Raw genomic sequence first — 19,869 nt, 5'->3', positions numbered from 1 at the left:
AGGCAATCAAAGAGGATTAGGGCGCGGTCTTCACGGGAACGGCGATCCAGCGTCCGTTCTGGCCCTCGAAACCGGCGCTGAGGACCATGATGAGCGCGACCTCCACCGGAACGCCTTCGAGCGACGAGCCGCTCACGACACCAGCGAGCCGGTAACCGGTGACGCAGCCGCGGGAGGCCGGAATTCTCTGGTCTTCGTGAACCACGTCGTTGACAGGTTTCCCGTTCCGTTCGGTAAAGCGAAGGCGCAGGGAGACCGTCTTTTCGACTATGCCTTCGCATTGCGGTCCGAGCGGTTGCGGGACCTCGTCGAGGACGAGCGTATTGGCTTCTCCGACCGGCGGTACGGCCGGAACGCTGCGATAGCGAAGCTGATGGGGGTTGTTACCGATCTCGGTGATCGGGTTGAAAGCGACGAGTTCACCCGGATGATTGGCGAGCTCGTGGGTTTCGATCATCCCATCCGCCTGATTGTGCACCTGCCAGCGGGCCTTGGCGATCGTCGCTCCATCCTCTTCCAGCCGCACGCGGTACGGCGTTCCCGGCAGGTAGGTATCCTTGTTGAGGTCGAGCGCGTAGATATTGGCGTAGGGGAAGCCGGATCCGTCCTGGATGCCGTATTCCTCGAAGGCGAAAACCGCGCCGTCGGCGGAAAAGCCGATCGGGCGGACGCTTGCGATATCGGCCGCGGATGTGGAACCGGCGAATAACATCGCCGCAAATACCGGAACCGAAGATCGCAAGGCTGATATCATCTGCGTCCGTCCTCCGCCGCAGCTTTCAGCCGCGCGATGTTCTCACGATAGGCCGCGATTCCTTCGCCTTTGTAAACCGCAGATCCTGCAACGAAGACATTGGCGCCCGCAGCGGTTGCCGCACCGATCGTGTCGGCGGTAATGCCGCCATCGACTTCCAGCTCGATCGGCCGGCTGCCGATCATCGCCTTGGCCGCGCGGATCTTGTCGGTCATCGCGGGAATGAACTTCTGGCCGCCGAAGCCCGGATTGACGCTCATGATCAGGATCAGGTCGATATCGTCCAGCACGTTTTCGATCGCCGAGAGCGGCGTTGCCGGGTTGAGCGTGACGCCGACCTTCTTACCGAGCGAGCGTATCGTCTGAAGCGAGCGGTGCAGGTGCGGCCCGGCCTCGACATGCACGGTAATGCCGTCGCATCCGGCCTTGGCGAAGGCTTCGAGGTAAGGATCGGCCGGCGAGATCATCAGGTGGCAGTCGAAAAAGGCGGTGGTGTAAGGTCGCAGCGACTTGATGACGTCGGGACCGAACGAGATGTTCGGCACGAAATGCCCGTCCATCACGTCGAGATGGACCCATTCGGCTCCCGCTTCGACGGCGTCGCGAACTTCCTGGCCGAGCTTCGAAAAATCGGCGGCGAGAATGGAGGGGGCGATACGGATCGGCAGGGGGGTGGCGAGCGTCATGGGGCGAAAGTCTCCGTTGTCGACGGTCCCTCTAACATTGCGGCGTGGGCGGAACAATCGTCAGTCTGTCGCCGGACGCGACAGGATGAACGTGGATCCACGCCATTCGAGCAGGCGGAACGGATTGTCCTTCAGTTCATGACCGCGATCGAAGGCGATCGGGCCGATCACGGTATTGAAGGAGCGGCTGCCGATCGTCTGTGCCAGGGCCTGGCCTGCCGCCGCGGTCACCGCCTGGTGAACAAGTTCGGTCGCGGCATAGGCCGGCAGCAGATAACCGTCCGCGTCGATATTTTTCGCGCGCAGGGCTGCGACGGCCGCTGCCGCGGAGGGCAGGCTGGCATAATCCGGGAGGGCGACGGCCAGGACGCCTTCGCGCAGCGGCACCGGACGGTTGGCCGCACGCAAGTTGTCGCCACCGAGCAAGGTGAGGGGAAAGTTTTCGGAGGCACCGTCGCGGGCGATGATCGCCATGTCGTTGCGGTCGCCGCCGACGAATACATGGCTTGCGCCCGCCTTGGCGAGACGGCGCACCAGTGCCACCTGCTGCTCCTGGCCGGGTCGGAACGTGTCGGTAAAGATCGGCGTGATGCCCATCGGTTCGAGGCGCTGACGGATGGCGCTGGCGAGTTCGCGGCCGTAGATCGTGCCGTCCTCGACCAGCGCGATCGGCTCGGCCTTCCAGATGCTGAGGATGGTTTCGGACAATTTCTCCGCCTCGTCACCTTCGGCTGGCGCCATGCGGAAGAAGGGCCAGCCGTTGCGCAGCGTGTCCTCCATCAGGATCTTCGAGCGCACCGAGACGGTAATGGCCGGAATCTGTGCGGCCTTCAGCTGCGGCAATGCGGTGGAGAGCGTCTCGACGCAGAGGAAACCGATAGCGGCGGACACCTTCGCGCTCGTCAGGCTCCTGGCGGCGGCAGCGCCGCCGTTTTCATCGCAGCTCTCATCGATCTCGACGATGGTGTCGCCGCCGGCCTCCGCTGCGGCGCGTGCGCCCTGAAAGACCTGAGTGCCGAGCGGTGCGTATGGGCCGGAGCGCGGCGCGACCACCCCGATTACTGCCGCCGGTGCCGATCCGCATCCGAGAAACGAAGCCAGCAGTCCGGCGATGATGAAACGTCGTGCTGTCATGTTTTTCCTGGGATTCTTTCTTGAAGCGACATTTAGCTTTCTGATCGCAGCCGTCAAAGAGAATCGGCTTGTCGAAGTAAAAAGCCGCAACTCCGGTGGACATCAAGGGTTTTTGCCACCATATCTCGAAGAGTAATGCGGGACTGACAGCAGTCCCCCTGCCTTTCAAGAGATGCCTTTGACGGACCAGCCTCTCCTCGACCCCGTCCACTATCGGAACGGCATGGCACGATATGCTGGCCACGTCCAGGTTGTAACAACGGAATTCGAAAACGTCCGGCGCGGTGTGACGGTGACGGCAGCCTGCTCGGTTTCGGACAACCCGCCGACCGTGCTCGTCTGCCTGAACGGCAGCAACGCGAGCAATGCCATCTTCGAGAAGAGCGGCGTCTTTGCCTTGAATTCGCTGGCGGCGCATCATCAGGCGCTGGCGACGGGATTCGCGGGCCTGAGCGGCATTCCCGCCGAGGAGCGGTTTGCGCTCGGAGATTGGAAGACGCTGGTGACCGGTGCTCCCGTACTGGCCGATGCCGTCGTCAGCTTCGATTGCCGGTTGACCGACATAAAACGGGTTTCGACCCATTTCGTCATGTTCGGCGAGGTGAAGGCCATGCATTTCGGCGAGGCGAATCCCTCGCTCATCTATCTGGATCGCGGCTTTCGTAGCTTATAGGATGCCGTTTGAAAGGGTGTGATCATGCCTGAAGGAAAAACGAGCGCTTTACCGACCTCGATCGACGAGACGATCGCGCTTTTGGGTGCCGAGGATTATCTAGCCGGACGCTCGCTCGGCACGGTGATCTTCCTGGCGCTGAAGATGAAACGCCCGCTCTTCCTCGAAGGCGAAGCCGGCGTCGGCAAGACCGAGATCGCCAAGACGCTGGCCAAGGCCCTGAACCGGCCGCTGATCCGGCTGCAGTGTTACGAGGGCCTCGATATCTCCTCGGCGGTCTACGAATGGAACTATCCGGCGCAGATGCTGGACATACGGCTTTCGGAAGCATCGGGCGTCAAGGATCGCACGCGCATCGAGGCGGATCTGTTTTCCGAACGCCACCTGATCCGCCGGCCGGTGCTGCAGGCGCTCGGCCAGCCGGGCAGCCCGGCGCCGGTCTTCCTGATCGACGAACTCGACCGCACCGACGAAGCCTTTGAAGCCTTCCTCCTGGAAGTGCTGTCCGACTTCCAGGTGACGATCCCGGAACTCGGCACGATCAAGGCCGCTGAGCCGCCGATCGCCATCATCACCACCAACCGCACCCGTGAGATCCACGACGCACTCAAGCGGCGCTGCCTGTATCACTGGGTCGATTATCCGGATGCGGCCCAGGAACTGGAGATCATCCGCCGCAAGGTGCCGCAATGCTCCGAAACCCTGTCGCGGCAGGTAGTCGCCTATGTGCAGAAGCTCCGGACAGTCGATCTCTTCAAGAACCCCGGCGTTGCCGAAACCATCGACTGGGCGACGGCGCTGACCGAACTCGACCGGATCGCCCTCGATCCGGAAACGATCGCCGATACGCTCGGCACGCTCTTGAAATATCAGGACGATATCGCCCGCATCAAAGGCGGAGAGGGCGAACGGGTGCTTTCCGAAGTGAAGGCCGAACTTCTGGCAGCGGGATAGGGGCCATGGCTGGCTTGGGCGACGACGGAATGATAGTCCCTCCGCTTCCCGCCGGTGCTGGTGGGTTCGGTTCAGGAAGATCTGGCGATGATGGCCGGCTCGCGGACAATCTCGTCTATTTTTCCCGCGTTCTGCGCCGTGCCGGGTTGAAGACCGGGCCTGCCGCTGCCGCCGATGCGATTGCCGCGGTCGACGCGATCGGCATCGGCTCGCGCGAGGAATTCCACGCGGCGCTGTCAGCCGTCTTCGTCAGGCGCCACGAGGACCAGCCTGTCTTCGACGAGGCATTTCGCCTGTTCTGGCGTTCCCGCGATCTGGTCGGCAAGATGATCGCGATGATGTCGCCGAAGGCCGCCGACAATCGCGAACGGGAAAAGCAGAAGGCCGGCGCCACCCGTGTCAGCGAGGCGCTGACCGCCGACCAGCCGGAGACCCCAAACCGCAGCAAGCCGCCGGAGATCGAAGTGGACTCCCGCTTCACGACCTCTGCCGGCGAAATCCTCAAGCGCATGGATTTCGCCCAGATGAGCGCGGCCGAACTGGCGGAAGCCCGGCGCCAACTGGTCAAGCTTGCCCTGCCGCTGGACAAGGTGGTGACACGTCGGTTCCGTTCGTCCAACCGCCCGCCGAGGATCGATCCACGCGCGACCATGCGCCATGCGATGAAGAGCGGCGGCGATCTCATCCTGCCACGGTTCCGCGAGCGAAAGACCGCGCCGCCGCCGCTGGTCGTGCTTGCCGATATTTCCGGCTCGATGAGCCAGTACACCCGCATCTTCCTGCATTTCCTGCATGCGCTGACCGAAAAGCGCACCCGGGTGCACACCTTCCTGTTCGGCACTCGGCTGACCAATGTCACCCGCCAGATGCGCCGCCGCGATCCGGACGAAGCGCTGTCGGGTTGCACCGATGCGGTGCGCGACTGGTCCGGCGGAACCCGGATCGGTGCGACGCTTGCCGAGTTCAACCGGCTCTGGTCCCGCCGCGTGCTGGGGCAGGGCGCCGTCGTGCTGTTGATCACCGACGGCCTCGAGCGGGAAGGGGTCGAGGAACTGGAACGGGAAATGGACAGGCTGCACCGTTCCTGCCGACGCCTGATCTGGTTGAACCCGCTTTTGCGCTTCGACGGTTTCGAGGCACGGGCACGTGGCGTGCGTGCCATGCTGCCGCATGTGGACGAGTTTCGCGCCGTTCATAACCTACAGTCGCTGGCCGATTTGGCGATGGCATTGTCGGATGACCATACAAAGACCGCGGACCCGCGGCGCTATTTGGACATGAGGAGGGGCGCATGACTGTTTGCGAAATTCTGGACCCGTTGCTGACCGCCGAAAGCTGGAAGCAGGCCGGCCGCGAGGTGGCGATCGCAACGGTGATCGAAACCTGGGGCTCGGCGCCACGCCCGACCGGCAGCCATCTCGTCATCGATGGTGAAGGCAATTTCGAAGGCTCCGTCTCTGGCGGCTGCGTCGAAGGCGCGGTCATCACGGAGGCGCTAGACGTCATCGAGAGTGGGGCGCCGAAAATGCTGGAATTCGGCGTTGCTGACGAGACCGCTTGGCGGGTGGGCCTGTCCTGCGGCGGCCGGATCCGGGTTTATGTGGAAAGGCTCGGCTGATGCAGCTCGAGGTACTGACGAAGCTCAATGCCGCCAGGCGTTCCCGCAGGGCTGCCGTTATTGTAACCAATCTCGCCAACGATCAGGTGCAGGTAATTCTGGAGGGCGAACGCGTATCGGGTTTGCTCGGGGAGGAAACCGCAAAAGCGTTTCGGAGCGGCAAGGCGGGGACGGTCGAGGTCGAAGGCCGGTCGCTGTTCCTCAACGTTCATCTGCCGCCGCCGCGCATCGTGGTGATCGGCGCGGTGCATATCAGCCAGGCGCTCGCCCGGCTGGCCCCGGTCGCCGGATATGACCTGACGATCATCGATCCGCGCACGGCTTTTGCGACGGAAGAACGTTTTGAGGGCGTCGAGCTGATCGCCGACTGGCCGGAAGACGTGTTGAAGGACCATCCGCTCGACGCCTACACGGCACTGGCGGCCGTCACCCATGATCCGAAGATCGACGATTTCCCGCTCTCCGAAGCGCTGCGGGTCGGCTGCTTCTACGTCGGCGCGCTCGGCAGCCGGAAAACCCATGCGAAGCGTGTGGAGCGGCTGAAGGAAATGGGCCGCACCGACAACGAGATCGGCCGCATCGCCGCGCCGATCGGTTTGGATATCGGTGCCGCGAGCCCTGCCGAAATCGCGCTCGCCACGCTGGCACAGATCGTCCAGGCGTTCCGCCGGCGCGATCTTGTCACTGCAGGGTGACATCATGAGATACGGGACGTTCGAACTCGGCGAAGCGGAAGGCGTCGTGCTGGCGCACAGTATCAGACTGGCCGCCGGGCGCATGTCGAAGGGACAACTTCTGTCGCGGGAGGATATAGCCCGGCTTTCGGAAGAAGGCGTCGCATCCGTCGTTGGGGTCAGGCTCGAACCCGGCGACATGCTGGAGGACGAGGCGGCCCAGGCGATCGCCGAGGCGATCACGCCGGACAATCTGCGTTTCTCGGAGGCGGCGACCGGCCGCGTCAACATCTATGCCAGGGTCGATGGACTTTTTGTCGCCGACAGGAGGGTGGTGGACGCGCTGAACCGTATCGATCCGGCGATCACGCTCGCCTGTCTTGCCGACCATGTGGCGGTGCGCGCCGGCGACATGGTGGCGACTGTCAAGATCATCCCGCTCGCGGTCGGCGGTGTGAAGGTCGCTGAGGCGGTGGCGCTGCTGTCAGAATCGGTCGCTTTCGAGGTAAAGGCCTTCAGTCCCCGTGCGGTGACGCTGGTCGCGACCGAGCTTCCTTCGCTGAAAGTGTCGGTTATGGATCGGACCGCGAAGCTGCTGGAGCAGAGGCTTGCGCCGTCCGGTAGTCGGCTAATGAAAGAGATCCGCATTCCCCATTCCGCCGAACGCCTTACCGAGGTTCTTCAACAGCTTCGACGGGAGGAAATTAATGAGCCGGCTATGATTATAGTGTTCGGCGCCTCGGCGGTGGCCGATCCGGATGACGTCATTCCGGCCGCCATCCGCCGCGCGGGCGGCGAGGTGGATCAGGTCGGCATGCCCGTCGACCCCGGTAATCTTCTCGTTCTCGGGCGGATCGGCAAGGTCCCGGTGCTGGGTGCGCCGGGCTGCGCCCGTTCGCCGAAGGAAAACGGTTTCGACTGGGTGCTGAACCGGCTGATGGCCGGCGAGACGCCGACCTCCTTCGATATCACCGGCATGGGCGTCGGCGGATTGTTGATGGAGATTCCGACCCGCCCGCGCCCGCGTGATGCCACGGCGGAAAAGGCGGCGACCCTATCGGTCGGTGCCCTGATGCTTGCCGCCGGCCAGGCGCGGCGCATGGGCAAGGACGGGCCGCACAAGCTGCTCGCCGAGTTCGACGGCATTCCGCTCGTCCGCCGCACCGCCGGGATATTGCTCGCGTCGCAGGCTTCGCCTGTCATTGCCATAACCGGTCATCGGCGCGACGAGATCGAGATGGCGCTGGCCGGCCTCGATATCAGGTCTCACTTCAATCCGGACTATTTTTCCGGCATGGCAAGTTCGCTGGTTGCCGGTTTCTCAAGTCCGGAACTGGCCCAGAAGGACGGCATCCTGGTCATGCTGGCCGACATGCCGGGCGTCACGACGGATCATCTGAACATGCTGATCGCCGCCTTCCGGCAGGCCGGTGGCGGTGTTGTGGTCCGTTCGGTCTCGGACGGAAAACGCGGCAACCCGATCATTCTCCCGCGAATTGCCTATGATGCCGTATTGCGGCTGGAAGGCGATGTCGGAGCCCGTGCGATCATCGAGAACTCCGGACTTTCGGTGATCGACGTGGACATAGGGCCTGCCGCGCATTTGGATGTCGATACACCCGAGGCGGTGACCGCCGCCGGCGGGATTTTGAAAAGGTAGGCGAATGGACAACTCCGACATAGAAGACATGTTCGAGGGGCTCGGTCCGGTTTCCATACGCCGCATGTTCGGCGGCAAGGGCATCTATCACGATGGTTTGATCGTCGCGATCGATCTGCGCGGCGAGATCATGCTGAAGGTGGATGCTGTGAGCGCACCGGACTTCGAAGCGGCCGGCGCCAGGCAATGGTTTTATGAGGGAAAGAAGGGAAAGCCGGTGCTGATGCCGTATTGGTCGGTGCCGGAAGACGCCTTCGACGATCCCGACGAGATGCGCAAATGGGTGCGGCTCGCATTCGACGCGGCCGTGCGTGCCAACTCGAAATCCTGAACCTGGATCCCCGAGTGCTAGATTTCGCATCTTGCTGGACAGAATGCGAAGCGCGTACGTTCGTCTTGTATTGAGGGGCGTGGGCTGCCGAATCTCTCGACCAGGGTCGCGTCCGGAAATTCTGTCAAAATGATTTCATCAAGTCGGCCGCTTCGGTTTTCCGGAGCGGCTTTCGTTCGAGTTCATTTTGAAAGATGTGCGAACGCCTTGGCGGAAAACGGTGAAAGCGGGAGAGGCGGGTCGTTAGGGTCGAACCAGCCGATGTCCGACAGCTTGTCAGGCTCCGTGAGCGAAGGTTCGCCGGTGAAATCCCTGGTGACGTAGATCAGCGACACCCAGTGCTGTCTGTCGGCCTCGATGATCTCTTCGGCCACACAGAGAAAATCGACCTTGCCGATGGTGAGGCCGGTTTCTTCCTCAGCTTCGCGGCGGGCAGCTTCCGAGGAAGGTTCCATCGGATCGACCTTGCCGCCGACAATGTTCCAGAAGCCCGCTTCCGGCGCTTTCAGGCGACGGCAAAGCAGAACCTTGCCGTCGTCGCGCAGGATGACCAGCCCGGCGCCGACGCCGGGGAAATCAATGCCGGGTCTTGCCACGGAAGTTTAAGCCTTGGCGGCGTTTGCGACGATCAGCATGAAAGCCGGAATGTCGTCGCCGAAGCCGACCGGGGTCGGGCCGTCGTCATGGTCGCGGTGGTAACGCTGGCGACGCTCGCGATTGTCGTCGTTTGCGGGTGCCGGTGCAGGCGTCGGCCGCGAATTGCGGTTGCCACCGTTGTTCTGCGGCTTCCTGTCTGCCTTGCGTTCCGGTTTCACGGTTTCCACCCTAGCTTCCACAAATACCTCTTCGACTGCTTCAATCGGATTATCTTCGATCTTCGTGTCAGCCTTGTGACTCGAAGCACCGCGCCCAGTCTCGCCACGTCCCGAATCACTTCGTCTGCCGCGGCCGCGCTCCTTATCACGATCGCGGCCCTTGCGGCCACCGCGGTCGCTCTCATGGCTTTCCATCGGCGCCGGAAGCGCGGAAATGTCGCCGTTCAGCCATTCGATCTTCTCGTTGATGAGTTTCTCGATGGCGTCGAGATATTTGGTGTCGGAGCGGGTGACGAGGGTAAACGCGCGACCAGAGCGGCCGGCACGTCCCGTCCGGCCGATGCGGTGGACATAGTCCTCCGCATGGATCGGTACGTCGAAGTTGAAGACATGGCCGACATCCGGCAGATCGAGGCCGCGCGCGGCGACGTCGGAGGCGACCAGCAGCTGGATATTGCCGTCGCGGAAATTCTGCAGCATCGTCGTGCGCGAACGCTGGTCCATGTCGCCATGCAGCGCGCCGACCGAGAAGCCATGCCGCTCGAGCGAACGGAAAAGATCGGCGACGTCGACCTTGCGATTGCAGAAGATGATCGCGTTCTTCAGGTCGTCCTGGGCCTTGATCAGATCGCGCAGCACGGCGCGCTTCTCATAGTCCTTGTTGTGGGAAGCGACGAGGCGCTGCGTCACGGTCTTGGCGGTCGACGAAGGTTTCGCGACTTCGATCCGTTCCGGGTTCTGCAGGAAGCGGTCGGCGAGCTTCTGGATCTCCGGCGGCATTGTGGCCGAGAAGAACAGCGTCTGCCGGGTGAAGGGGATCATCTTGGCGATCCGCTCGATATCCGGGATGAAGCCCATGTCGAGCATGCGGTCGGCCTCGTCGATGACGAGGATTTCGACGCCGGTCATCAGCAGCTTGCCGCGCTCGCAGTGGTCGAGCAGGCGGCCGGGCGTGCAGATCAGGACGTCGGCGCCACGTTCCAGCTTGCGGTCCTGGTCGTCGAAGGACACGCCGCCGATCAAAAGTGCGACGTTGAGCTTGTGGTTCTTGCCGTATTTTTCGAAGTTCTCGGCGACCTGGGCGGCGAGTTCGCGGGTCGGCTCGAGGATCAGCGTGCGCGGCATGCGGGCGCGGGCGCGGCCTTTTTCCAGAAGCGTCAGCATCGGGAGAACGAAGGAGGCCGTCTTGCCCGTGCCGGTCTGCGCGATGCCGCAGATATCGCGGCGCTGCAGGGCATGCGGGATCGCCCCTGCCTGGATGGGCGTGGGGATCGTATAACCCGCGTCTGTGACAGCGGAGAGGACTTTCTGGCTCAGGCCAAGATCAGCAAATGTGGTCAAAGGGAATTCTGTTTCCGTTCCGGTTCTGTACGAACACTATGGGAGTCGACGCATGGCTGCTCGACACTGGCCCGCGACATAGGACCAAAATGTCCAAAAGTCAAGGAAAGCAAGGCGATTGGCCGCCGGATTGGTGAATGAAGATACTCGCGGGCCAAGCCGGCTATCGTTCCGGCGGCCAAGAATTGCTTTCTTGCCGAAAGCCCGGCTCAATTGAGATAGGTCGTGAGCTTCATCCCGGCATTGAGGAAATGGACGGGATCGATGGGATCGCCGTCGCGGCGGACTTCGTAATGGACGTGCGGGCCGGTGGAGCGGCCGGTCGAGCCTGCTTTGCCGATCACGTCCCCGGTGGCCACTTCGTCGCCTTCCTTCACCAGGATTTTCGACATATGGCCGTAGCGCGTGGTGATGCCCTGGCCATGGTCGATCTCGACCATGTTGCCGTAACCGCTGGCGAAGCTGGCCGAAACCACCTTGCCGGCGCCGGTGCTTTTCACGTCGTCGCCGGTCGAGGCCTGGAAATCGATGCCCGCATGCAGCGCAAGCCGGCCGAGGAAGGGATCGATGCGGTTGCCGTAGCGGCTGGTGACCGCACGGCCGGGTGCAGGATTGCCGAAAGGCAGGTCGCGCGCGGTCTCGCGCACGGCTTCCAGCCGGCTGAGTGCGGCATCGAGTTCGTCGAGCGAGGCATCGAAGGCGCCGATATTGGCTTGCGGCGCGACATAGGGGCCGCCAACGCCGTTGGCGGCATCTTCCGTCACCCTGTCTGCCGATGCCACCTCGACGCCGGTTCGCTTCAGGATTGCGGCGATCGCGTCGGCGGTTTCCGAGGCGTCTGTCGTCAGGTTGGCGATCTTGGCAAGCTGTTCCGTCTCGATGTTCTTCAGCGACAGCGTCACTCTGGAGAAGACCCGATCGGCCCTGTCGGCGATGTTTTCGCGCAACGGCGCATAACCAAGCGCGGGCGACGTCTGGAGCGGCGTGCCGCTGGTTTCGCCGGAAAGGAGTTTCTCGATCGCCTTGACGCCGCCGCTACCACCGGAAAGCGAAGCCTGGCGTTCCCTGGCGGGCGGCTGAAGTGCGGTCGGTGCCGGTGTTTCCGGCGTCGTGAGGCCGGACTCCTCGGCGCGGTTCAGAAGGGAACCAAGCTTGCCGTGGCGCGAAAAGAGGGCGTTCTGCTGTTCCAGCAGCTTCTCGACCTTCTGCTCGACCACCTGCTGGTCGAGGAGCTGGCGCGAGGTGATGCGGTCGAGCTGGGCGCGCAGCGCGGCGATCCGATCCTCGTAATCGTGCTGCATGCGAGCCTGCCGCGCCATGGTCGCGCCGATCAGGTCGTCGCGGATCACCAGATAGGAGGTGGCCCCCAGATAGCCGATCGCGAAAACGCCGAGAAAGCAGAAGGTCAACGCGGCCATCCAGGGCCGGATGGTCATGTGGCGGATCTTTTCACCGCTGGCGAAAATGAGAACGTGCTGAGGCGCCCGCTTCCCAAACACCCGGTTTTCGGTTCCCTTCGCCACGCGGATCTCCCGGAGATGCGACTCGTCCGGCCGCTGTTCCCATTGGTGGGATTACACATGGATATGGTTAACGAACGCTTTAATTTCGGGCATTCAGGCGTAGCTAGTGGAGGTCAGCGACCGGTAGAATGACGGCGTCAGGCCCGCCTCGGCCCGTGCGATATCGTTGAACGGCGCCTTGAGCGATCCGCGGAAATTGGCGCGCACCAGCTGCTGGAACGTCGCCGCCGGATCCTTGCGCTCGCGGGCGCACAGAAAGCGGAACCATTTCGCACCGATCGCCACATGGCCCTTCTCGTCATTGTAGATCACGTCGAGAACCGCCGCACTTTCGAGATCGCCGGTCTCCCGCATCTTCGCCTGCAGCGACGGCGTTACGTCGAGCCCGCGGGCTTCGAGAATGAGCGGTACGACGGCGAGGCGGGCGGTGAGGTCGTTGCGGGTGGAATGGGCCGCCTGCCAGAGGCCGTCATGGGCGGGCATGTCGCCATAGTCGGCGCCCATGTCGTTGAGCCGGGCTCGCACCATCCGGAAATGTTTCGCCTCCTCGAAAGCCACCTGCATCCATCCGTCGAAGAAGGAATTCGGCACCGGCTCGGTAGCAAACCGGGCAACGATGTCGAGTGCGAGGTCGACGGCATTGAGCTCGATATGGGCGATCGCATGCAGGGTCGCGATACGGCCGTTGACGGTGTGCAGCGAGCGTTTGCCGACCGCCTTGGGGGGCACCAGCTCGGGTTTTGCCGGCCGGCCGGGCCGCTCGGGCAGGGGGGGATCGAGTGGAGAGCGGAGCGACAGCCGCCGCTCGAACCACCGGGTTGCAGTCTCCTGCGCCAGCCGCGTCTTGATATCGAGATCGGCCGACAGGATTGCCGCCGTTGCGCCGCCCCTCAGCGACGTGATCGAAAACTCGCCCACCATCGATTTGTCTCCTGCCTATAGCGCCTTGAGGCTTTCGAGCACCTCCTCGGCATGGCCTGCCACCTTCACCTTCGGCCAGATCCGGGCGATGCGCCCGTCCGCGCCGATCAGGAAGGTCGTGCGCTCCACGCCCATATAGGTGCGGCCATACATGCTCTTCTCCTTCCAGACGCCGTAGAGATTGGCAAGGGCGGTGTCTTCGTCGGCCGCGAGGATGACCGAAAGGCCATGCTTCTTGGCGAACTTGTCATGCTTCTTGACGCTGTCAGGCGAGACGCCGATGACCGGCGCGCCCGCCTTTTCGAATTCCGGCAAGAGGCCGGTAAACGAGATTGCCTCCTTGGTGCAGGCCTCCGTGTCGTCCTTCGGATAGAAGTAGAGGACGACGGGTTTTCCCGAAAACGTCTTGAGGGAAACGGTGCCGCCGCCATCCCGCGGCAGTTCGAAGTCCGGTGCGATGTCGCCAATGGTCAGGTCGCCCATGGATTTCCTTTCTTTCGCCGGTATCTTGAGTGATATTCGCCGCAATCGGTATATAGTCGCCCCGGCGACGTCCAGAGCCGTTGCGCCCGGCACCAATGCGAATGCAGAAAGATGAGTTCTCAACCTGATGTCGGAAATTCGCGGAGAAAGGGTCAGTTTCAGCCGGAAAGAACTCGTTCCGCTGCATGAATTACCCTCCGCGCAGGTCGAGGATCCGATCATCGTGCACTGCCCGCTGCCAAGCCGGCGGGGCAGGCGAATCGGCAAGACGGTGCTGCTTTTCCTTTTGCTGGTGGTTCTTGCGGTCGGCAGCGCCGTTTTCGCGATCGAGGGCGGCATGGTCGACAGCGCGCTTTCCTCGCGCGCCCAGAGCGCGATCAACAACGCCATCGGTCCACGCTATGTGGCCACTGTCGGCGCTACAGCCATTCGCTTCGATTCGAGATTGCGCCTTGCGCTGGAGGCGCGTGACGTCGATATCGTCGAACAGGCGACCGGCCAACATCTGAGCCGCGCCGGCGCCATGCGCATGGCGGTCGATCCGCTGGCGCTTCTCGGCGGCCGTGTGTCGATCAAACATATGGAAGCGGAACATATCCGTCTCGACACCGCGCAATTGCCCTCCGGCGATCCGTTGCCGATCTCGGAAGTCCGCATCGACGCCATGCCAGCGCTGCTCGAAGAGATTTTCCAGCGCCTCGACGAAGCTCGCGCGCTCATCGAGCGAACCGGGACGGGCTCCGTCAGCATCGCCGGCATCGAAATCCTGCTGCCGGCAGCGCCTGGACGCAAGCCGATCGTGCTGGTCGTCGACGATCTAGAACTGACGCGCAGCGCCGAAGGAGAGGTCGAGATCAACGGCGCGATCAGCCTCAACGGCCGCAAAGCCGTTCTCGTTGCTGCGTCGAAGACCATCGAAGGGGTCACGTCGTCACTCTCGGCCAAGCTGACCGGCCTCGAGGTGACGTCTTTCATGCTGCAGCGAACCGAGGACGGTCAGCCGCGCGAAGGAATCGAGGGATCTCTCGATCTCGATCTTGCAGCGGTTCGCTCCCGCGAGGCCGTAAAGCCGGTGATCACTGCGACGCTACGCCAGTCGCCCGGTCATTTCTATTTCGACGGCATCCAGCAGACCCTGAGCGGCGCCAATATCAATGTGGCCTACGACTTTTCGAAGAATTCGATCGAGCTGCTGAAATCCGAGGCCCGTTTCGGCCCGACCATCCTGCCGTTCACAGGCGCGATAATCGATCTCGACAGGCTCAATCCGGACGACAAGCGTCCCGGTTTCGGTCTCGACGTTCTGATCAGCGGGGCGACAGCCGTCGGTGCCACGACAAGCGAACAGCCGGCGCGCTTCGATCTCAAGGCGAACGGGCGTTACCTGTCGGCGGATCGCGAGCTTCAGTTCGATGAAATGGGGGTTTCCAGCCCCCTCGGCCGCATGGCCGGCTCCCTGAAGGTACGGTTCGGAAACCAGTCTCCCGAGATCAGTTTCGGGGCGCAACTGCCGCATATGGAAGTGACCGGGGTCAAGCAGCTCTGGCCGTTCTGGATGGCGCGGAAACCGCGCGACTGGGTGATGGACAATATGTTCGGCGGCACCATTACCAACGGTTCGATCGCCGTTTTCATTCCGGCCGGCCGGATGAAGGGGCCAGGCATTCCGATGGAACTCGACAAGAACGAGTTGCAGATCGGCTTCGATCTCGCCAATGCCCGGATCAATCTTCCCGGCGACGTGCCCCCGCTGCGCGATATCGACGGCCGCTTCGATCTGAAGGGCGAGGTGATGCAGGTGGATGTCGCGCGCGCGTCATCTTTCTTCCCGTCCGGCCGGTTCGTCGCCGTCGAAGGCGGCCGGTTCTCTATACCGTCCACCTATGCCAAGCCTTTGATGGCGGACCTTTCGCTCAAGATCGTGGGACCCGCCGACGCGCTGACCGAGCTTGCGAATTTCCGGCCGATCAATGCGTTGAAGGGGACCGAGTTCAAGCCGGAGGATTTTACCGGCCATGCGCGCGTCGATCTCAAGGCCCATATGGGGCTGATCCTGGCGCACAACCCGCCGAAGCCCACCTGGAGCGCCCATGTCGCTCTCGACGACATCAATCTCGGCCCGCAGTTTTCCGGTCGCAAGATCGGCGATCTGGATGGCACGCTCGACATCGACAACCTGACCGCACGGCTCAACGCCAAAGGGAAGATCGATGATGTGCCGGCCGATATCACTCTGGTCGAACCGGTGGGGCCGGGCTCTCCGACAAAGCGCGAGCGGATCATCAAGACCGTTCTCAACAACGATCAGCGAGAAAAACTCGCTCCCGGTCTCTCCGATGTCATTGATGGGACGGTGACGGCGCAGTTGACGCGGATCGACGAAACCCGTCAGGCGGTCCTGCTCGATCTCAGCCGGGCCACTCTTTCCGTTCCGTGGCTGGGCTGGACCAAGGGCGGCGGCATTCCGGCCAAGGCGCAATTCGAGCTGTCCGACACGGGTGAGCGTGCCGACATTCGCAATTTCGAGCTCTCCGGCGACGGTTTTGGTGCGCGCGGCAGCTTCGTGCTTAATGGCGGGAGCCTGACGTCCGCGGACTTCTCGCATATGCAGCTCTCGCCTTCCGACAATTATGCGGTGAGCGTCAAGCGCGCCAAGGGCAATTTCGACGTCTCGATCAGCGGCTCGGTCGTCGATATGCGGCCTGTCGTCACCAAGATACGCGGAGGCGGAAAGAGCGGCAGCGCCGCCAAGCGGGGTGGCGACGATACGAGCAACGCCACCGTGCGCGGCAAGCTCGACCGCATGATCGGCTTCAACGACCAGACCCTTTCGAATGTGGCGTTCCTGTTTTCAAGCCGCGGCGGCAATATCTCGACGGCCGATTTTTCCGGCTCGACGGAAAGCGGGCAGGCGGTCGTCAGCGAGATGAATGCAGGCGAAACGATCTCGATCACCAGCGGCGACGCGGGCGCTATCATCCGCTTCATGAACCTCTACGACAACATGCGCGGCGGGCTCCTGAACCTGCGGCTGAAGGCGCAGGGCGATGCCTGGACCGGTGCCATCGACCTGCGCAATTTCGCGCTGGTCAACGAAGCCAAGCTCCAGTCTCTCGTCGCGACGCCTGACCAGGAGGGCCGCACCCTGAGTACGGCCACGAAAAAGAACATCGACGTCAATTCGGCAAAATTCCAGCGCGGTTTTGCAAGCCTGCTTTATCGGAATGGCGCGTTCGCCATAGAAAACGGCGTGGTGCGCGGCGAGCAGATCGGTGCGACCTTCCAGGGCATGGTGCGCGATGCCAAGGGCAATATGGACATGACCGGGACGTTCATGCCCGCTTACGGCCTGAACCGTCTTTTCGGCGAGCTGCCGCTGATCGGCGCCATTCTCGGCAATGGCCGCGATCGCGGCCTGCTCGGCATCACCTTCAAGCTCGAAGGTCCGTTCGAAAAACCGAGGCTGACCGTCAACCCGCTGTCGCTGATCGCGCCCGGGATTTTCCGCCAGATCTTTGAATTCCAGTAAAAAGGGCCGCGAAAGCGGCCCATTTCAAGTCATTGCCAAGGAGCGTGGTTCAAGCCGGGCGCACCAGGATGTGCTTCTTCTTGCCGAGCGAGAGCTTGATCACGCCGTCGCCGGTGATTTCGCCGGTGCCGATGGTCAGGCGTTCGTCGCTGACGGCCTGGTCGTTGATGCGCACGGCGCCGCCCTGGACGTGACGGCGCGCTTCGCCGTTCGAACCGGCAAGGCCGGCGCGCACGATCAGCGACAGGAGGCCGATCCCGGCTTCGAGATCGGCGGTGGGAACCTCGACAGACGGCAGGTTATCGGAAAGACCGCCTTCCTCGAATGTCTTGCGGGCGGTCTCTGCCGCTTGTTCCGCCGCGGGGCGACCGTGGAGCATGGCCGTGACTTCGGTTGCAAGGATCTTCTTGACCTCGTTGATCTCCGAACCGCCGAGCGCCGAAAGCCTTGCGATCTCGTCCATCGGCAGGGTCGTGTAGAGTTTCAGGAAGCGCGGCACGTCGGCATCCTCGGTGTTGCGCCAGTACTGCCAGAAATCATAGGCCGACAGCATGTCCGGGTTGAGCCAGATGGCGCCCGTCGCCGACTTGCCCATCTTGGCGCCGGAGGACGTGGTCAGGAGCGGCGAAGTCAGCGCGAAAAGCTGCTGCGTCCCCATGCGGTGACCGAGGTCGATGCCGTTGACGATATTGCCCCACTGGTCCGAGCCGCCCATCTGCAGCCGGCAGCCGGTCCGCTTGGCCAGTTCCACGAAATCATAGGCCTGGAGGATCATGTAGTTGAATTCCAGGAAGGACAGCGACTGCTCGCGATCGAGGCGCGTCTTGACGCTTTCGAACGACAGCATCCGGTTGACCGAGAAATGCCGGCCGACGTCGCGCAGGAATTCGAGGTAGTTGAGACCGCGCAGCCAGTCGGCATTGTTGATCATCAGCGCTTGCCTCGGCCCTTCGCCATAAGCGAGATAGTTCGAGAAGACGCGCTTGATCGAAGCGATATTGCCTTCGATCGTGTCGATGGTCATCAGCTGGCGGGCTTCGTCCTTGAACGATGGGTCGCCGACCATGCCGGTGCCGCCGCCCATCAGCGAGATCGGCCGGTGGCCGGTCTTCTGCATCCAGTGCAGCATCATGATCTGGATCAGGCTGCCGGCGTGCAGGCTCGGCGCCGTTGGGTCGAAGCCGATATAGCCGGTGACGATTTCCTTCGAAAACAGTTCGTCGAGACCGGTCTCGTCGGAGACCTGGTGGATGAAACCGCGCTCGTCGAGCGTGCGGAGGAAATCGGACTTGAACCTGGACATGATCTAACTCTGGCAGGGTGGGTTTTGGGATATGTGGCCGCGCCTCTAGCACTGTTTTTGCCGGTAATCACTTCAAAAGTGATGTTGGGTGTGATCAGCGCCCCGAATGGACGGCGGCCAGCAAGGGACCATGCAGTTCCCGCGACGCAATAATGAGTGCGAAAAGGCAGTTTATGCATTAACGGTTTCTTGTTTCGTGCGCTTTTAACATCCGGCCCGGACACGGTAACCGGGTGGTTTGCAGGTCTCCTGCTTGATGGGGCTGATGAACGGGGCTGCCTTTTTCCTCGCGGTGAATTTTATCATCGCCATATGCTTCGGTGCGGTTTTCGTTGTGGTTTCCACACGCAGCCGCTCGCGGACGGCCGCGCTCTGGTTTGCCGCCGCTTTTACCGTCGCCTCGCTCTCGGCAGTCTGCGAACTGATGGTCGCCTATGCGTATCTCACGAAGTTCTGGGCAATCTGCGCCTTTGCATCGGTGCTCGCCGGCATGACCTTGCTCAGGGTCGGTGTCGGCGCTCTCTACGGCCGGAAGGTCGCGCCCGTCTGGGCGGGCTGTTTCCTGGTGGCGGGCATCGCTCTCGACCTGCTGATCTACGACCTGCCGCGCGGAACGGCTGCGCATGCCTTTTCCTACCAGACACCGTTTGCCCTGGTGCTCCTTTCGAGTGCGGCGGCCGTCTTTTCATCGAACCGCCGCCTGGCGATCGACCGGGCGCTTGGTTACCTGCTGCTGGCGACCGGCCTGCATTTCTTCGCCAAGGCAAGCCTTGCGGTGATTGCCGGGGCGGGCACGACCGCCAAGGATTATATCGGCACCAATTACGCGCTGATCTCGCAAAGCTCGACGGCCGTGCTGATGGTGGCGGTCGGATTGACGCTGCTGTCGGTTCTCGTCCTGGAGATCATGGCGGACGAGCGCAGCAATTCGGAAAAGGATGCACTTTCCGGTCTCGCCAATCGCCGCGGGTTCGAGAATGGCGTGAAGGCCGCGATGGCGCTGGCGCCAAGGGTCGCGCACGCGGTTATCATTTGCGATCTCGATCATTTCAAACGCATCAACGATACCTACGGCCACCACGTGGGTGACCTGGTGATCCAGGCCTTCGGCGATCTCTTGCGGGCAAGCGCTGCCAAGAATGCCGTGGTCGGCCGTATCGGCGGCGAGGAATTCGCGATTTTCCTGCCGAGCACGACGCTCGACATGGCGACGATATCTGCGCAGGCGCTCAGGGCCGGGACGATGGAGATGGCCGTCGCTGGGCTTGCTCCCTCCTTCGCGGTGACCGCGAGTTTCGGTGTCGCGGAGCTTGCGCCAGGCGGCGATCTTGCGGGGACGATGCGGGACGCCGATGCCGCTCTCTACGAAGCCAAGCGCTCCGGCCGCAATCGTGTCAGGCAGGCGCGGCACATCGGCTCTCCAGAGCCGAAATCGATCAAAGCCGTCAAATGAAAACGGCCGCCGAAGCG

18 protein-coding genes are annotated in these 19,869 nt (G+C 62.7%); 9 read left to right on the top strand and 9 right to left on the bottom strand.

The window, feature by feature from the left end:
* Positions 1-16: 16 nt before the first annotated feature.
* From ACZ9EJ_RS08470 to ACZ9EJ_RS08460, 3 genes are read right to left on the bottom strand one after another with little or no spacing between them, the layout of a single operon-like run.
* Positions 17-754 carry a DUF2259 domain-containing protein gene (locus ACZ9EJ_RS08470; protein WP_052764587.1) on the bottom strand — a complete coding sequence of 246 codons (738 nt, stop codon included), beginning with the start codon at positions 752-754 and terminating at the stop codon, positions 17-19.
* Positions 751-1,440: a ribulose-phosphate 3-epimerase gene (rpe, locus tag ACZ9EJ_RS08465; RefSeq protein ID WP_046640347.1), complete on the bottom strand. Its 690-nt coding sequence runs from the start codon at positions 1,438-1,440 to the stop codon at positions 751-753. The genes ACZ9EJ_RS08470 and rpe overlap by 4 nt, the downstream gene beginning before the upstream one ends.
* 60 nt (positions 1,441-1,500) lie before the next feature.
* Positions 1,501-2,574 (bottom strand): branched-chain amino acid ABC transporter substrate-binding protein, encoded by a 1,074-nt coding sequence (locus ACZ9EJ_RS08460; RefSeq protein ID WP_046640346.1) that lies wholly within the window; start codon positions 2,572-2,574, stop codon positions 1,501-1,503.
* 172 nt (positions 2,575-2,746) lie between these two features.
* On the opposite strand from ACZ9EJ_RS08460, the gene ACZ9EJ_RS08455 reads away from it, so the two are divergent.
* Genes ACZ9EJ_RS08455 through ACZ9EJ_RS08425 form a run of 7 tightly spaced genes read left to right on the top strand, consistent with a single transcriptional unit; the run spans position 2,747 to position 8,484 of the window.
* The gene (locus tag ACZ9EJ_RS08455; RefSeq protein ID WP_046626584.1) at positions 2,747-3,247 is read left to right on the top strand and encodes a flavin reductase; all 501 of its coding nucleotides are present in this window, start codon (positions 2,747-2,749) and stop codon (positions 3,245-3,247) included.
* Between the two features lie 24 nt (positions 3,248-3,271).
* Positions 3,272-4,201 (top strand): AAA family ATPase, encoded by a 930-nt coding sequence (locus ACZ9EJ_RS08450; RefSeq protein ID WP_046626583.1) that lies wholly within the window; start codon positions 3,272-3,274, stop codon positions 4,199-4,201.
* Between the two features lie 29 nt (positions 4,202-4,230).
* Positions 4,231-5,496: a vWA domain-containing protein gene (locus ACZ9EJ_RS08445; protein WP_046626843.1), complete on the top strand. Its 1,266-nt coding sequence runs from the start codon at positions 4,231-4,233 to the stop codon at positions 5,494-5,496.
* On the top strand, positions 5,493-5,819 hold the full coding sequence (locus tag ACZ9EJ_RS08440; protein ID WP_046626581.1) for an XdhC family protein: 327 nt from the start codon (positions 5,493-5,495) through the stop codon (positions 5,817-5,819). Before ACZ9EJ_RS08445 ends, ACZ9EJ_RS08440 begins: the two co-directional genes overlap by 4 nt.
* Complete coding sequence (locus ACZ9EJ_RS08435; protein ID WP_046640345.1) at positions 5,819-6,514, top strand: XdhC family protein; 696 nt, start codon at positions 5,819-5,821, stop codon at positions 6,512-6,514. The genes ACZ9EJ_RS08440 and ACZ9EJ_RS08435 overlap by 1 nt, the downstream gene beginning before the upstream one ends.
* 4 nt (positions 6,515-6,518) lie before the next feature.
* Positions 6,519-8,153 carry an NTP transferase domain-containing protein gene (locus ACZ9EJ_RS08430; RefSeq protein WP_046640344.1) on the top strand — a complete coding sequence of 545 codons (1,635 nt, stop codon included), beginning with the start codon at positions 6,519-6,521 and terminating at the stop codon, positions 8,151-8,153.
* A 4-nt stretch (positions 8,154-8,157) separates the two neighbouring features.
* A complete protein-coding gene (locus ACZ9EJ_RS08425) occupies positions 8,158-8,484 on the top strand; it encodes a TfoX/Sxy family protein (RefSeq protein WP_046640343.1) in 327 nt (108 codons plus the stop codon).
* 182 nt (positions 8,485-8,666) lie between these two features.
* Here ACZ9EJ_RS08425 and ACZ9EJ_RS08420 read toward each other — a convergent pair whose 3' ends face one another.
* The 5 genes from ACZ9EJ_RS08420 to ACZ9EJ_RS08400 all read right to left on the bottom strand — a co-directional run bounded on the left by ACZ9EJ_RS08420 (position 8,667) and on the right by ACZ9EJ_RS08400 (position 13,567).
* A complete protein-coding gene (locus ACZ9EJ_RS08420) occupies positions 8,667-9,080 on the bottom strand; it encodes an NUDIX domain-containing protein (RefSeq protein ID WP_046640342.1) in 414 nt (137 codons plus the stop codon).
* A 6-nt stretch (positions 9,081-9,086) separates the two neighbouring features.
* On the bottom strand, positions 9,087-10,640 hold the full coding sequence (locus ACZ9EJ_RS08415; protein ID WP_046626571.1) for a DEAD/DEAH box helicase: 1,554 nt from the start codon (positions 10,638-10,640) through the stop codon (positions 9,087-9,089).
* 209 nt (positions 10,641-10,849) lie between these two features.
* Entirely contained in the window at positions 10,850-12,163 is a 1,314-nt protein-coding gene (locus ACZ9EJ_RS08410; RefSeq protein ID WP_046640341.1) for a M23 family metallopeptidase, read from the bottom strand.
* A 93-nt stretch (positions 12,164-12,256) separates the two neighbouring features.
* Positions 12,257-13,084: a ferritin-like domain-containing protein gene (locus ACZ9EJ_RS08405; RefSeq protein WP_046640340.1), complete on the bottom strand. Its 828-nt coding sequence runs from the start codon at positions 13,082-13,084 to the stop codon at positions 12,257-12,259.
* Positions 13,085-13,099: 15 nt separating this feature from the next.
* Positions 13,100-13,567, bottom strand: coding sequence for a peroxiredoxin (locus ACZ9EJ_RS08400; protein WP_046640339.1), 468 nt, complete (start codon positions 13,565-13,567; stop codon positions 13,100-13,102).
* Between the two features lie 127 nt (positions 13,568-13,694).
* On the opposite strand from ACZ9EJ_RS08400, the gene ACZ9EJ_RS08395 reads away from it, so the two are divergent.
* Positions 13,695-17,096, top strand: coding sequence for a YhdP family protein (locus tag ACZ9EJ_RS08395; protein ID WP_046640338.1), 3,402 nt, complete (start codon positions 13,695-13,697; stop codon positions 17,094-17,096).
* A gap of 49 nt (positions 17,097-17,145) precedes the next feature.
* Here ACZ9EJ_RS08395 and tyrS read toward each other — a convergent pair whose 3' ends face one another.
* On the bottom strand, positions 17,146-18,399 hold the full coding sequence (tyrS, locus tag ACZ9EJ_RS08390; protein ID WP_046640337.1) for a tyrosine--tRNA ligase: 1,254 nt from the start codon (positions 18,397-18,399) through the stop codon (positions 17,146-17,148).
* Positions 18,400-18,664: 265 nt separating this feature from the next.
* Between tyrS and ACZ9EJ_RS08385 the strand changes: the two genes are divergently transcribed.
* Complete coding sequence (locus ACZ9EJ_RS08385) at positions 18,665-19,852, top strand: GGDEF domain-containing protein (protein WP_046640385.1); 1,188 nt, start codon at positions 18,665-18,667, stop codon at positions 19,850-19,852.
* Positions 19,853-19,869: the final 17 nt, after the last annotated feature.

Source organism: Neorhizobium sp. USDA 3394, from assembly GCF_056280385.1.
This window is presented reverse-complemented; position numbering and strand designations above follow the sequence as displayed.